We start from the raw sequence: 14,417 nt of genomic DNA, 5'->3' as shown, positions 1-14,417 counted from the left end.
CCTGCCGGTCGCCGCGCTGCATATCGACGGCCTGCGCGGGGCCAGCGAGATCGAGACCGTGGCCGCCCGGCTGGCCGGAGATACGAAGCTATCGATCGGCGCGGTCGACGGCCGCAATATCTGGAAGACCGATCTGGCCGCGGCGAAGGAGCGCCTGGAACGGGTCAAAACCACGATCGGCGGCGACCGGCTCATGGTCGGCCCGGCCTGCTCGCTGCTGCACAGCCCGGTGACCCTGAAGAGCGAAACCAAGCTGGACGCCGACCTGAAAAACTGGCTGGCCTTCGCCGAGGAAAAGCTGGCTGAAATTGTGTGCCTGGCGCATGCCGCCGACGGCGATATTGACCCATCCGTGTTCAGGGCTAACGCCCGCGCCATGGCGGATCGACGCGATTCGAAGTTGATCCACGACGCGTTCGTGGGCAGGCGCGTGGCCGGTCTCACGGCCGACGATTATCGCCGCAAATCGCCTTACGCCGAACGTGCGCGCCAACAACAGGCCAAGCTCAACCTGCCGGCTTTTCCGACCACGACCATCGGCTCATTCCCGCAGACACAGGACGTGCGCAAGGCAAGAGCGGCGCACAAAAAAGGCAAACTCTCGGATGCCGATTACGATGCGTTCCTGCGGGAGCAGATCGATGCCGCGATCGCCATGCAGGAGGAAATGGGTTTCGACATGCTCGTGCACGGCGAATTCGAGCGCAACGACATGGTCGAGTACTTCGGCGAGCAACTCGAAGGTTATGCGTTCACCAAACTCGGTTGGGTGCAATCCTACGGCTCGCGCTACGTCAAGCCGCCGATCATCTACGGCGATGTCTCGCGGCCCGCGCCGATGACGGTCAAGTGGTCGAAATACGCCCAGTCGCGGACCGACAAGCCGATGAAGGGCATGCTCACCGGGCCGGTAACGATGGTGCAGTGGGCGTTCGTGCGCGACGACCAACCCAGATCCGAGACGGTCAAGCAGGTTGCGCTCGCGATCCGCGACGAGATCGCCGACCTGGAAGCGGCCGGGCTGGCGGCGATCCAATGCGACGAAGCAGCGTTCCGCGAGGGCCTGCCGCTGCGTCGCGCCGACTGGGCCGAGTACCTCGACTGGGCCACGGCGGCTTTCCGCCTGTCCGCCGGCGCTGTGGCCGATGCCACCCAGATGCACACCCACATGTGCTACTCGGAGTTCAACGACATTATCGAGGCCATCGCGCAAATGGATGCCGACTGCATTTCCATCGAGACCTCGCGGTCCCAGATGGAACTGCTGGACGCCTTCGTGAAATTCAAATATCCGAACGAGATCGGCCCTGGCATCTACGATATCCACAGCCCACGGGTGCCCGAGAAGCAGGAAATGATCGACCTGCTGAAAAAGGCTACCCAAGTGCTGCCGCCCGAGCGCATCTGGGTCAACCCCGACTGCGGGTTGAAGACCCGCGGTTGGGCCGAGGTCGAGCCCGCGCTCAAGCACATGGTCGAGGCGGCCCGCGAGCTGCGGCGCGCCAAGGCGGCGTGAAATCGCCGGGATCGCGCCTACTCGCATGGCGATGAAAAACAGACCGGGCGGCCGCGCCCGGTCTTTTCCTATCCGCCAAACAAAAATTTGACAGCGCGACATTTCCAGGATAATTAGAGCGAAAAGAGACTTTACCTCCACAAAAACGAACACAGGGGAATCGGGATGCGCGATCGTGTACAACGAGGGCTGCTCTGCGCCAGCCTCATCCTCGTCGCGGCGATGTTGAGTCCAGTGGCCGGAGCATCCCAAGCCGACGATGCGGCGGCGGTTCGCGACTTCAAATTGAACACCGACTATCTACACCGCTGGATGGCGGTCAAGCGCAATGCGGCGGATCAGGGTGTGCGCATGCGGCTGTTCAAGATGCACGACGGAAAAATGACGGCGGTCGGCGGCAATTCGCTGAATGCGATGAGCGCGCATCTCGACGCCGAGCCGGGGGTGCACGCCATCCTCGCCGAGCACGACATGAGCGCACGGGGTTTTATCCTGGGCTCGTTTGCGTTGATGTCGGCCCGCCTGGCGCTGATACCGCATGCCGAGGGTTCGAACGTCAATCCCGATAACGTCGCGTTCGTGAAGGCGCACAAGGACGAGATCGACCGCTTCATTCGCCAGAATCTCCAAGCCCACGCCAACACGCGCTGAGCCGGACGAAACGGGCGCGGATTCGGCGTATGGCCGGGGCAAGCGCCCATAGCGCTCGAATACGGATGCGCTCGGTGCGCGTCGCCCTGTTGCTATGGGCTCTGGCGAGCGCCGCGCCGGTCGCATGGGCCGCCGGCGTGCAGACGCTCGGCCAGATGGCTCGGGCCGAAGGTTGGGATCCGGACGCCGTCTCCGTACCCGGTTATCTCAACATGGAAAAGCATATTCCACGCGATTTCCCGGTGCCCGCCGATGCCCACGATCTGACGGCCAGCAACGCGGTTCCGTTCGTGGGGATAAAAGGAGTAACCGCGGAAGAGGCCGAGCCTTTCTATCACAAGATGTTTGCCCGGCTCGGCTGGTCGATTCACAAGGAAGTGAAACTACCCGGCTACATCAACTTCATCGCCTGCCCCGAGACCGGCTGGTGCGTGAACCTGTCCGCTGCTTCGCCCGGCGGCGCGGTAAGTCCGCCCGGTCTGAACATGCAGTTCTTCCCGCGCGACGCCCATCTATGAACGCCGCCCTCAGCGCCTGCTGCGGCATCGCCACCGCCTTGGCGTGCGCCGCAAGCGCGGCCGCGACGGATATCAACCGCCCGCCGCCGGTGCACTATCCGGCCGTGTCCGCCGAGGGCGCTGACATTGCCGTATTCGTGCCTTCCGGCTGGCGTATCGAAAAGCAGGAAACGGGCGATCTCAACGGCGACGGCCGGGCCGACCGCGCGCTGATTCTGCACGACGACGATCCGGCGCTGCGCGTGCCCCTGCCGTTTGACGACAGTTCGAAGGTCGATACCAACCCGCGGCTGCTGGTCGTGCTCTTTGCCCGCGCCGAAGGCGGTTTTCGCCGGGCGCTTGCCAACCACACCCTTATTCCGCGGGTCGATAGCGGCCGTATGGACGATCCCATCGACGGCGTCGTCGCCAGCGATTTTGCGATTACCGACGGTACGCTGCAGATCGCCCTTGGCGGTTTCGGCGCGGAGATGTATCAGCCGGCCTATACCTTTCGCTGGCGCGACGGCGCCTTTCGGCTGATCGTGTTCGAGTACAGCAAAGTCCATCGCATGAGCGGTGCGGTTCATGAACTGCATATCGATTATCGCACTCGGCGCATCGAGCGCCGCCGCGGCAATATTGCCGACGACAAGGAAACCGTGCGTCACGGCCAGCTCCCTCCGGGGCCGCTGCCCACGCTGGACCAGATCGGCGATGGGCTGGCTTTCGACCCATTGGCGGCGGGCGAATGAACCGTCATTGGGCGGCCTGCGCCGCGGTCGGCCTGCTCGTCCTGCCGTGGCCCGCGGCGGCCTGGAACTGGGCGTACGACGATAGCGAGCGCGCACAGGGTGCCGAGTTCGCGCAGTCCAAGGCCATCTGCCGCCGGCTCGAGGACCGCAAACCGCCGCCGGCCGACCGGCCCGACGCGGCCCAGCGCAAGAAGCTCGCCGGCTGCGACGCCGGCGCACTGTACTACGGGATCGGTGAGCCGCGCCAACCGGAACGCGCGCGCCAATGCGCCTTCATCGAAGCCGAGCAAGCGGGCGACGACGCCGGCGATCGGTCGTTCTTCGGGCTCAGCGTGCTGATGATGATCTACGCCAACGGGCGAGGTGCTGAGCGCGATCTCGATCTAGCCACGGCGCTGGCCTGCCGCATACACGGCCCGCCGGCCGAGGTGGACCATCGCGTCAAGCATTTGCACAAACTGGCCGCCAAGCATTGGCAGGGCCATGATTTCGACTACTGCGACGACATCATCACTACCATGTCGGCCAACCTGTGCGCGGCGCGCAACGCGTCCATGGTCAGCGCGAAGCGCGAAGCCCGGCTGGACCGGATCGCCGCCGGCTGGCCGGCGGACGTGCGCCGCGCCTTCGCCGGGCTGCGCGACGCCGAGCAGGTTTATGCTAAGACCAGCGCGGACAACGAAGTCGATCTGACCGGCACGGCGCGCGCCATTTTAACGATCCACCAGGGACTACATCTCCACAAGGTCTTCGAGCAGTTGCTCAACCGGTTGGAAAAGGGCGATCTGCCGGCCGGCGCGGCGGCTGACTACAAGCCGGCCGATACGCGCCTCAACGAAGTCTATCGGCGCATCATGGCGCTCAAGACGCCGCCGGACGAGCGCGGCCCTTACGGCACGGCCGACAGCCTGCCCTGGATCACGGTCACCCACGCCGGCATCCGCAAAACCGAGCGCGTCTGGCTGCGTTATCGCGAGGCGTGGGTCGATTTCGCGAAACAGCGCTATCCGGACCTGCCGGCCGATGCGCTGCGCGCGGTGCTGACCCGCCAGCGGATCGACGAGCTCAAGCCATTTTTGGCCCATTCTTGAGGAGCGGGCGGCACAACCGGATCCGAAATACCGGCTACTGCCATGCAGAAACGACAGGATTGACGATACAGGGGGACAAAAGCCATGCGTCAGCGCAGACTCGCCGCGACCACGGCCGCATTTTTCGGATTGATCTGGGTCCTCTGCGGCGCACTGACAACGCCCGTAATCGCGGCGCCGGCAGCCGATGGCGGCAACGCCTTCGGGCTTAGCGCCAAGGATCAGCGGCAGTTGGAACAACTGCGGCAAATGGAGCGCTCCGGAAAACTCGAAGAGTGCTTGCAAATCAGCTTTTCGATGATGGAAGTCATGTATCCCTTTTCCATGGCGGCCGCCGCATCGCACTATGACATTCCGGGCACCCAGCCGAAACCGGGAACACTCACCGAGGGCGGCAAGCTGCTCGAGGATTTGAGTGCGAATATTGCCGACGAAGTTCCCAGCGACGCCCTGTACAAGCTCGGCCGGCAAGTCGCGCTTCAGGAGGGCAAACGGCCGCTCGAAATAACGCCGGAGATGCAGGCCCAGATGGATCGGATAGCAGCCTGGCTGGATGCCCACTGCCATCCGCAAAACAACAAAAAGGGCGAAACGGAGCCCTCGATCGGATCGGCCAAGGCCGCGCAGCCGGTGCCGAATGTTTCGACCGATGCCCCGGGTGTCGCATTCGGCAAGCTCTCGGCGAACGATGCGGCGATCGTGAAAGCAGCCCAGGGCATCCAGCTTGGCGATCCTGGCGCAGCGAACATCCAGATCATTTTCGATCCCAATGCGCCTTATGGCGCCAAGCTTTATCGGTATCTGCGCCAGGCCCATCCGGATCTGGCGATCCGGTGGGTACCCATCGCTTATTTCGGCAAGACAAGCAAGGCGGTGACCGCGATCCTACTCAACTCCCGCCATCCCAAGCGGGATTTGCATACAGACCTTCGCTATTACAATTTCGATCGCCATGAGGGCGGCGTGCAACCGGGAAGAGGCCATTCTTACTCGTTACCACCCGAGCAGAAACGGTTGCGTAAAGCCTGGGAGAAATGGGGCGGCTATACGCCGATGATCGTCTTTTGCGATCAGTCCGGTCGCTGGCTGCGGGCCGGCGGCAGCGGCAAAGGCGTGATCGACAGCGTACTTGCCCGGGCGCGCGCGTCAGCAGCGAATGCTCATGATACTCCTTGAACGCCGCTGTCCGTTCGGTGCGGCGGCCGCGCTGACGATACTGGCTTTGGCCGGCTGCGGCGACGGCGCCGGGACGAGCACGCCGAAAAACTGAGTGGCTACGACCAGATCGTCAAAGCCGCTGAGGCGGTCTCTTTGTTCTCACTTGCCAGGCGCACACTGGCGGCCGCCAATTCAAAGCAGGTCCACGTCGCCGGTTCGTTCGATATCGTTCAGGACTTCCCCAGGACCGACCCGTAGCAGGGATACGCCGGGCATCAGGCCCAGCGCTGCGGATGCTCGGGGTCGAGCACGCCGTCGGTCCAGTCGGACCAGCCGGTAAAAGGAATCGGCCGGCTGTCGTCGAGCCGGCGCAAGCGCTCTGCCCAGCGCGCCTTGGTGTCTTCCAAGTGGGTCCGGAACGCGTTGTCGGCTTGATAGGCGATGCCGCCGCCCTGGATGCCGTGGGCCAGGAAGGGGGCCAATACGCCGAAGCCCATGTAGTAAAGCGAATAATGGATCGGCCATAGCAGCCGCTCGATGGCGCCACCGCGGCCGTAATGCGTGAAACTGCGTGCCGGCCCGCCGGTGGTCACCGAAAGCATCGCGCGCCGCCCGCGGAAATGGCCGGCGTCGTAGCGCCGGCTGCCGGTGTACAGCCCGCCGTAGACGAATACCCGGTCGAACCAGCCTTTCATCATCGCCGGCTGGGCATGCCACCAGAGCGGGAATTGCAGGATCACCAGATCGGCGCGTTCGAGCCGATCGATCTCGCGGGCCACGTCGGCCGGCAGGCTGTCGTTCTCGCTGGCATGGCGTTGCTCGGTCAGCGGCGCAAAGCGCGCGGTATCGGCGCGGGGCTCGTAATGGCGCGGTCCTTCGACGGGATCGAAGCCGTCCGCGTAAAGGTCGGCGATTTCAACCGTGGCCCCGCCAGCTTCCAGTGTTTCGCGTGCGATGCGGGTGAGGGCGCCGTTGAAGGATTTCGGCTCGGGATGGCAATGGACGATGAGCGCGTGCATAAGACATCGGATTCGCGAATTTGTTGGCCAGCATGCGTGTTTCGTCGATGCAATAGAATCGGCATATATCGCAAGACAGGTTTGCATCAATGCAAAACCAGATCGATTGGAATGCGTTGCGCTGGACGCTGGCGATCGGCCGCGCCGGTACGCTGGCAGGCGCGGCGCGCGCACTCGGCGTTAGCCACGCCACGATTTTCAGGCGGCTCAACGCCCTGGAGCGCCGACTCGGTCAGGCGCTGTTCGTCCGTGAACGCAGTGGCTACGTGCCTACCGCGGCCGGCGAGCGCCTGCTGATCGAGGCGGCCGAGATGGAGCGGCACATGCGGGCGCTGGAACAGGATGTCCTTGAAGGCGGTGCCGCGCCGGCCGGTCCGGTCCGGCTGACGACCACGGATACGTTGTTCGACGGGCTGCTCGCGCCGATCCTGGCGGATTGCCGGCGTCGTTATCCGGCGATCACGCTGGAGGCCGCCATTTCGAACGAGACTTTCAGCCTGGCGCGACGCCAGGCCGATCTGGCGGTACGCCCGATGACGAATCCGCCCGAGGCGCTGATCGCCCACCGGCTCGGCCGTATCGCGATGGCGCCCTATGTCGCGACCGTCGCCGATGAAAGCATCGCAACACCGTGGCTCGGCCTGGACGATAGCGTGTTCTTTCCGGCGCTCGCCGAATGGACGCGGCGACAGGGCATCGACGATTCGGGCTGGCGCATCGATACGCTGCTCGGGCTGGCCGCGGCGGTGCGCCGCGGTGCGGGCCGCGCATTGCTGCCGTGCTATCTCGGCGACGCCGATCCGGCGCTCGTTCGCATCGGCGAGCCCGTGCCGGAGCTTACGACCGATCTCTGGCTGCTCGTGCATCCCGATCTGCGGCGCGTGGCCCGCGTGCGCGCCGTGCGTGACCGGATCGTGGGCGCGATCCGGGCCGAGCCGGTCCAGGCAAAGCTTGCCGGGCGCGCCGATCACGATCCAGTCGACCTGTTGTGAAAGACGACGCGGCCACAGGCCGCTCGGCGCATTGTTAAACTACGCGCCTTTCCAGCCCCTGCCGCCCAAGGTTTTCCAGTGAGCATCGTTACCCGCTTCGCCCCGTCTCCGACCGGCTATCTGCATATCGGCGGTGCCCGCACCGCGCTGTATTCCTGGCTGCACGCGCGCCAGAACCGGGGGCGTTTCGTGTTGCGTATCGAGGACACCGATCGCGAGCGCTCCACCGACGAGGCGGTGGCCGCGATTCTCGACGCCATGGCTTGGCTCGATCTCGATCACGACGACGAGATTTATTACCAGACGCAGCGCTTCGGCCGTTATGCCGAGGTGATCGAGCAGTTGCTGGCCGAAGGCAAGGCCTATCGCTGCTATTCGACCGCGGAAGAGGTCGAGGCGATGCGCGAGGCGGCGCGGGCGCGCGGCGAGAAACCGAAATACGACGGCACTTGGCGGCCGATGCCGGGCAAGACCCTACCCGAGCCGCCGGCCGGCGTCGATCCGGTGATCCGGTTCGCCACTCCGCTGGACGGCGTGACGGTCATCCCCGATCTGGTCAAGGGCGAGATCACGATCGCCAACACGGAACTGGACGATCTGATCATCGCCCGCGCCGACGGCACGCCGACCTACAACTTCTGCGTGGTGGTCGACGACATGGACATGGGCATTACCCACGTCATCCGCGGCGACGATCACGTCAACAACACGCCGCGCCAGATCAATATCTTCAAAGCGTTAGTGGAAGGCGAGGTCGGCGACCACGGGCGGCTGCCGTACTACGCCCATGTGCCGATGATTCTCGGCCCCGACGGCAAGCGCCTGTCCAAGCGGCACGGCGCGGTCGGGGTGATGCGTTATCGCGAACAGGGGTTTTTGCCGGATGCGCTGCTCAATTATCTGGTGCGGCTCGGCTGGGCGCACGGCGATCAGGAGATATTCACCCGCGGCCAGATGATCGAACACTTCGATATCGCCAACGTGCAGGGCGGTGCCTCGACCTTCGACCCCGAAAAGCTGCTGTGGGTGAACCAGACACATATCAAGGCGTCCGCGCCGGCCGATCTGGTCGGCGAACTGCGCTGGCACTTGGCGCGTTTCGGCGTGGCGGACACCACCGATCCGCGGTTGGCCGAAATCGCGGACGTTCAGAAGGGCCGCTGCAAGACCATGAAGGAAATGGCCGAGCAGAGCCTGTTCCTGTTTCAAGAGGTGGCCGAGTACGAGCCGAAGGCGGTCAAAAAACATATCAAGACCGCCACGCCGGATATTCTGGCCGAGGTTCGCGATACGCTGGCCGCGCTCGACGGCTGGGATCGCGAGGCGCTGGCGGGCGCGGTCCGGGCGGTGGCCGAAGCCAATGCGCTCGGCATGGGCAAGGTGGCCCAGCCGATTCGTATCGCGCTGACGGGCGGCCCGGTTTCGCCGTCGATCGACGACACGCTCGTGCTGCTGGGCCGCGAGGCCACGTTGGCGCGACTGGACCGGGCGGCCGCGGCCTTTCGCTCGCTTAAGGCAGGCTGAGCCGACCGATCGCCGGCGGCGCACGGTCGGCTTCGTCATGTTTCATCGTGATCGCTTGTGCGCTAGCCACTTGCTGTGCGATCTCGCAATATCATAACGTCGTGCGCATCGATACAATATTTATTCAATTGTAGAGGTCGGCATGGCCACAACCATCGATATCACGGTTCTCGGCGGCGATCGCGCCACACGTATGGCAGAGATGTTCCGCCTGCTGGGCGAGCCGAATCGGTTGTCGCTGGTGTATGCCTGCCTGGAGCGGCCGCAGAGCGTGGCCAGCCTGGCCGAGCAGATCGATATTTCGATGTCGCTGGCCAGCCATCATCTGCGGCTGCTGCGCTCGGCCCGGCTGCTGGCCGCCGAGCGGCGTGGCAAGCAGGTGTTCTACGTGGCCGCCGACGATCATGTCCAGCGTGTGCTACGCGACATGATCGAGCACAGCGATGAATGAGGACGGGCGATGAGCACCGCGCATACGCACGATCACGATCATGACCACGGCGGCCTGGGTGGGCATCACCATCACGGCAGCGGTAAGACGCTGATCTTTTCGCTGTGCTTCACGCTCGCGTTCGCGATCGTGGAGGTCTTCGGCGGCTGGATCGCCGGGTCGCTGGCGCTGCTGTCCGATGCCGGGCATATGTTCACCGATACGTCCTCGCTGGCGATCGGCGCGTTCGCGGCCTGGCTGTCGCGCCGGCCGGCTTCGGCCTCGCATTCCTTCGGCTTACAGCGGGCCGAGGTGCTCGGCGCGCTGGTCAATGCCTTGTTGATGATCGGCGTCGTGGTCGCGATCGCGATTTCGGCGGTCCACCGTTTCTTTCAGCCCGAGCCGGTGAGCGGCGGCACGGTCATGATCATCGCGGCCATTGGCCTGCTGGTGAACATCATCGTCGGCGCTATCCTGCTCAGAGGCGAGCAGACCATGAACGTGCGCGGCGCACTGCTGCACGTGATGGGCGATCTACTTGGCTCGGTCGCCGCGCTGGTGGCCGGCTTCGTGATCCTGGCGACCGGCTGGATGCCGATCGATCCGATTCTGTCGCTGTTTGTCAGCGTACTGATCTCGATCTCGGCCTTCCCGCTGCTGCGCGAGGTGCTGCGGGTGCTGATGGAGGGCGTGCCCAAGGGCGTGGACGCCGGCAACGTCGGGCGGGCGTTGGCCGACGTGGAGGGCGTGCGCTCGGTTCACGATTTGCATATCTGGAGCCTGTCCTCGACCCAGCGCGCGCTGGCCGCCCACGTCGAGATCGCCCGGCTCGCCGACTGGGAGAATATCCTGCCGCGCCTGCAGCAACTGCTGGCGGATCGCTTCTCGATCGATCACACCACGCTGCAGCCGGAGGACAGCGCCACCGCGCGCGGCTGCGCGATTGACGCCGAATGCGGCATCGCCTCGACGCCGCCATAGCGCACTATCGATTGGCGACGGCGGTGCCATAGGAAATGAATGGTCCCGGCCGTCGTCGGGCCCGCTGGTTCGTGATCCCGCGTCTGATGCTGCCGCTGCTAGGCTCGTTATCGCGCCAGTTCGGCGCGCCATCGCATCCGTGCCAAGAGCGCTTTGAGCCGATAAATGGCTTCTCGCACACCACGCGATCGACGGGCAGGCGTGGCTTAGACCAATCGCTAGGTGACAATACGCCACAGAAGGTTATGTTTCTTGTAACACAATATGAGTTATATGAAACGGGCTTAGTGTTATTAAAGGCTTTCCGGATGTGAGGCGTCATGGAGCGACAGACCGAAATACTCGATTTTCTCTGCGAGCAGGAGACTGCCAGCGTAGGAGAGTTGGCCGAGTATTTCGACGTAAGTCGTATGACTATCCATCGCGACATCAGCCGATTGGTGGATCTGCGCTTCGTGCGCAAGGTGCGTGGCGGCGTCACAGTGCTGCCGAGTGTGGTCTTTGAGAGCAATTATCATTATCGAGCGCGGCGTTGTGTGGCCGATAAGCGCGCGCTGGCGCGCCGGGTCGCGGACTTCATCGAGCCGGGCATGACGCTGATGCTAGACGACAGCTCGACTACGGCGGCGTTGGTCGAATTTCTTCCCGAATGTCAGCCGTTGACGATCATCACCAACGCCGCGGCCTTGGTGGAGGCGCTGCGAAATGACGAAGGCTACACCCTGATCTGTCTCGGCGGCCGCTACGACGCGACCATGAACGCGTACTTAGGTATGACCTGCGACTTGGCGCTCGAGCATCTCAGCGCCGATCTGGCCGTATTCTCGGTCGCCGGCGTGCAGAAAGGCTCCGCCTATCTGCAGGAGGATGCCCTGGTGCGGACCAAGCGGACCATGAAGGCCAGCGTCGAACGCAGTGTGTTGGCCTTCGATAGTTCGAAATTCGGCAAGTCGGCATTGCACAAGTTTGCACGGCTGGACTCGTTCGATCATGTATTGACCACCGGCGGCGCCGCTCCGGCGCTGCTTGATGAGCTGGTAGGGGCCGGCGTGCCGCTGGAGGTGGTCTCAGACTAGTAAGCCATCGCCTGAATCGCTTTTAAAAATACCTGCTGAATAGCGCTCGACGGCTTCGCCGACACGTTATTGCCAGGGCGGAATCTAACAATTAATCCGCCGTATTTTTGCTGCAACTGCGAGTAAAAAGGAGGAAGAAATGAATAAATTCGATAATGATGGCCCGGTGGCCAGCCTGTCGGCCGAGGGCATGAAACGGCGGAAATTGCTGAAGATGGCCGGGCTCGGGGCGGCCTCTCTCCCGTTCTTGGGTAATAGTGCTCTAGCGATGGCCGAATCACTCAAGGGAGCGAATATCAACATTGAAATTCTCGGTGTGGCCGGTTGGCCGCCGAGTGCGATGTCGACCAAGATCGGTAACACCATGTTTGCGCCGTACGCTCAGAAGAAGCTTGGTTATAAGGTGCATTTTTCAAGCGCGATGGCGCCTTTCGAGCAGCTTTTCCAAAAAGCCGCGACCTCGCTGGCGACGCATTCGGCCGACTACAGCCTGCTCATCAGCGATTCACAATGGTTGGGCGCCTTCGCCACCCCGGGGTGGATCCTCAAGCTCAACGATATCATCGACAAGAATCCCGATCTGAATATCGACTGGTATTCGGATATCGTGACCGAAGGTTATATGGCCTATCCACAGGGCGAGAAGAGTATTTACGGTCTGCCGCAGGAAGGCGATGTCATGGTGATGTATGTCCGCAAGGACATGCTCGAAGACCCGAAAGAGCAAGACTCGTTCCAGAAGAAATACAACAAGAAGCTGCCTCAGACCTACGACGAGTTCGAGGCCTTGACCTGGAACGACTACAAGGATGTGATGGAGTTCTTCACGCGTCCAGACAAGAACCTGTACGGCATCGGGCTTCAATACGCCAAAACCTACGATAATTTCTCGTGCTACTACTATCCGTTCGTGTTCTCCAAGGGCCAGCATATCTGGAATCCGAAAACACACACCGTGCAGGGCGTACTCAATACCGACGAAAACGCGAAATCGCTGGAAGAGTTTGTTGCCCTGCAGAAATATTGTCCGCCGGGCTCCAACCAGGTCGGTATTCCGGAACTGGCCGATTTATTTACCAGGAGCCGAGTTTTTTCCTGCATCCAGTGGGCGGCCATGGGGCCGACCATGATCCCGGAGGATCTCCGGGGCAAGGTCATGGTGGTTCCGCCGCCGGCGTTTGATGTCAACGGCGAGAAAAAGCGGACCTATACGCTGGGTGGTCAGCCGTGGGTAATCAATGCTTTCAACGATGAGGAGCAACTGGCGGCAGTCATTGATTTCCTGAAGTACTGGTACGCAAAGGACACCCAGCTGGAGTTCGCCAAGCGAGGGGGCAATCCTTGTGTGAAGTCGGTGCTTGAGTCCGACGGATTCGACGATATCCAGCCGTGGTTCCGTGCCTATAAGTACATGTTGGCAAACGGCCGGACCAAGGACTTCTGGCACGACCCCAACTACGCCAAGATGCTCAACGTCCAGCAGCAAGCGTTTACCGCGTATGCGGCGGGTAATGTCAAGGACCCGAAGAAGGTCCTGGATTATGTCGCATACCGGCAGCAGAAGATTCTGTACAACGCTGGTGAAACGGAACAAGCGCCGAAAGGGGATATGCCGAGCTTGCGCTAATACGGCCGACGACCGGCTGGCGCTCCTCGCAGGATACATGGGGCGCCACGCCGGCCGTGATTTCCCCAATCTGTCTACAAAAAGAAACTCTCAATTATGAGTGCCATTTCGACTAACGTCGTTCAAGCCGCCGGCGACCGAGACCGACGGTCTCTTACGGGCCTTTTAAGCCATCATGGCTTTGTCTGGGGGCTGCTTGCGCCGGCGCTGATATTTTTCTGTATTTTTAATGTTATTCCGCTAATATGGATGGTGGGCCTAAGTTTTTATAACTATGCTCTCACCACCGGTAGCCCGCCGGTATACACCGGGCTCGGCAATTACATGTCGCTTCTGGCCAATATCTCCGATTGGTCGGCTTTCAGTCGGACGTTCGTCTTCATGCTCCTGACGGTTTCGCTGTCGGGCCTGATCGGTTCGTTACTGGGGTTGTTTTTCTGGGGCAGCAAAGGCTTGCCGGGGCGACGTATCGCGCTGACCATGCTGTTCACGCCGATGCTCCTCACGCCGGCTTCGGTGGGCGTGTTTTTCTCGCTGATGCTCAATCCGAATTTCGGGGTGATCAGCTATATCGCACAGCTGATCACCGGAGAACGGGCGGCCTTCTTGTCCCATCCGACTTCTGCGCAGGCGGTCGTCCTGCTGGTCGACGTTTGGATGTGGACGCCGTTCATGACTCTCATCACGCTGGCCGCCCTGGCGTCCGTACCGCAAGCGGAATTGGAAGCGGCCAGGGTGGATCGGCTGGGCTGGTTCACCATTTTGAAAAGGGTAATTTTCCCGCATGCCAAGTTCATCCTGATGCTTGGCCTGCTGCTGCGCACGATCGATGCGTTCAAGACTACCGATATCGTCTTGCTGCTAACGCATGGAGGCCCCGGATCGTCGACGGAGCTATTGGGAATGCGGATCTATCGACTCGGATTCAATTCTTTGGACATGGGTAGCGCATCGACGATGGGCGTGGTGGCACTGATCATCGCGATCGGGTTCACCTCGCTTTATCTGTATGTGCTGAGCCTCAGGCGCGTGGAGACATAGCCATGTCCATAACCAATAATGGCCGGGTGAGCGCCACCGGAGCGCGTATCAAGCGAACG

14 protein-coding genes are annotated in these 14,417 nt (G+C 62.4%); 13 read left to right on the top strand and 1 reads right to left on the bottom strand.

The genetic code is table 11. The annotated features are described in order from the left end of the window. The 6 genes from metE to VFJ08_RS09010 form a co-directional block, all read left to right on the top strand. Positions 1-1,516, top strand: a 1,516-nt coding sequence (metE, locus tag VFJ08_RS09035; RefSeq protein ID WP_324996871.1) for a 5-methyltetrahydropteroyltriglutamate--homocysteine S-methyltransferase, incomplete at its 5' end; no start/stop codon positions are given. 165 nt (positions 1,517-1,681) lie between these two features. Further along, positions 1,682-2,167 carry a hypothetical protein gene (locus VFJ08_RS09030; protein ID WP_324996870.1) on the top strand — a complete coding sequence of 162 codons (486 nt, stop codon included), beginning with the start codon at positions 1,682-1,684 and terminating at the stop codon, positions 2,165-2,167. Positions 2,168-2,196: 29 nt separating this feature from the next. Further along, complete coding sequence (locus tag VFJ08_RS09025; protein WP_324996869.1) at positions 2,197-2,685, top strand: hypothetical protein; 489 nt, start codon at positions 2,197-2,199, stop codon at positions 2,683-2,685. Beyond that, positions 2,682-3,419 (top strand): hypothetical protein, encoded by a 738-nt coding sequence (locus tag VFJ08_RS09020; protein WP_324996868.1) that lies wholly within the window; start codon positions 2,682-2,684, stop codon positions 3,417-3,419. The genes VFJ08_RS09025 and VFJ08_RS09020 overlap by 4 nt, the downstream gene beginning before the upstream one ends. Beyond that, positions 3,416-4,510, top strand: a complete 1,095-nt coding sequence (locus tag VFJ08_RS09015) for a lysozyme inhibitor LprI family protein (protein WP_324996867.1) — start codon at positions 3,416-3,418, stop codon at positions 4,508-4,510. Before VFJ08_RS09020 ends, VFJ08_RS09015 begins: the two co-directional genes overlap by 4 nt. An 84-nt stretch (positions 4,511-4,594) precedes the next feature. After that, positions 4,595-5,686 carry a hypothetical protein gene (locus tag VFJ08_RS09010; RefSeq protein WP_324996866.1) on the top strand — a complete coding sequence of 364 codons (1,092 nt, stop codon included), beginning with the start codon at positions 4,595-4,597 and terminating at the stop codon, positions 5,684-5,686. Positions 5,687-5,943: 257 nt separating this feature from the next. Here VFJ08_RS09010 and VFJ08_RS09005 read toward each other — a convergent pair whose 3' ends face one another. Continuing rightward, positions 5,944-6,687 carry an NAD(P)H-dependent oxidoreductase gene (locus VFJ08_RS09005; protein WP_324996865.1) on the bottom strand — a complete coding sequence of 248 codons (744 nt, stop codon included), beginning with the start codon at positions 6,685-6,687 and terminating at the stop codon, positions 5,944-5,946. Positions 6,688-6,776: 89 nt separating this feature from the next. On the opposite strand from VFJ08_RS09005, the gene VFJ08_RS09000 reads away from it, so the two are divergent. The 7 genes from VFJ08_RS09000 to VFJ08_RS08970 all read left to right on the top strand — a co-directional run bounded on the left by VFJ08_RS09000 (position 6,777) and on the right by VFJ08_RS08970 (position 14,358). Then, positions 6,777-7,679, top strand: coding sequence for a LysR family transcriptional regulator (locus VFJ08_RS09000; RefSeq protein WP_324996864.1), 903 nt, complete (start codon positions 6,777-6,779; stop codon positions 7,677-7,679). 78 nt (positions 7,680-7,757) lie between these two features. Continuing rightward, complete coding sequence (gene gltX / locus VFJ08_RS08995) at positions 7,758-9,203, top strand: glutamate--tRNA ligase (protein WP_324996863.1); 1,446 nt, start codon at positions 7,758-7,760, stop codon at positions 9,201-9,203. A 142-nt stretch (positions 9,204-9,345) separates the two neighbouring features. Next, positions 9,346-9,654, top strand: a complete 309-nt coding sequence (locus VFJ08_RS08990; protein WP_324996862.1) for a metalloregulator ArsR/SmtB family transcription factor — start codon at positions 9,346-9,348, stop codon at positions 9,652-9,654. Between the two features lie 9 nt (positions 9,655-9,663). Then, a complete protein-coding gene (locus VFJ08_RS08985) occupies positions 9,664-10,614 on the top strand; it encodes a cation diffusion facilitator family transporter (protein ID WP_324996861.1) in 951 nt (316 codons plus the stop codon). Between the two features lie 320 nt (positions 10,615-10,934). Then, entirely contained in the window at positions 10,935-11,690 is a 756-nt protein-coding gene (locus tag VFJ08_RS08980) for a DeoR/GlpR family DNA-binding transcription regulator (RefSeq protein WP_324996860.1), read from the top strand. Between the two features lie 139 nt (positions 11,691-11,829). Further along, entirely contained in the window at positions 11,830-13,317 is a 1,488-nt protein-coding gene (locus VFJ08_RS08975; RefSeq protein WP_324996859.1) for an extracellular solute-binding protein, read from the top strand. Positions 13,318-13,413: 96 nt separating this feature from the next. Continuing rightward, the gene (locus VFJ08_RS08970; protein WP_324996858.1) at positions 13,414-14,358 is read left to right on the top strand and encodes a sugar ABC transporter permease; all 945 of its coding nucleotides are present in this window, start codon (positions 13,414-13,416) and stop codon (positions 14,356-14,358) included. Positions 14,359-14,417 lie beyond the last annotated feature (59 nt).

Source organism: Salinisphaera sp., from assembly GCF_035690525.1.
GTDB lineage: Bacteria > Pseudomonadota > Gammaproteobacteria > Nevskiales > Salinisphaeraceae > Salinisphaera.
The sequence above is the reverse complement of the archived record's forward strand: the minus strand, read 5'-3'. Positions and strand labels throughout refer to the sequence as shown.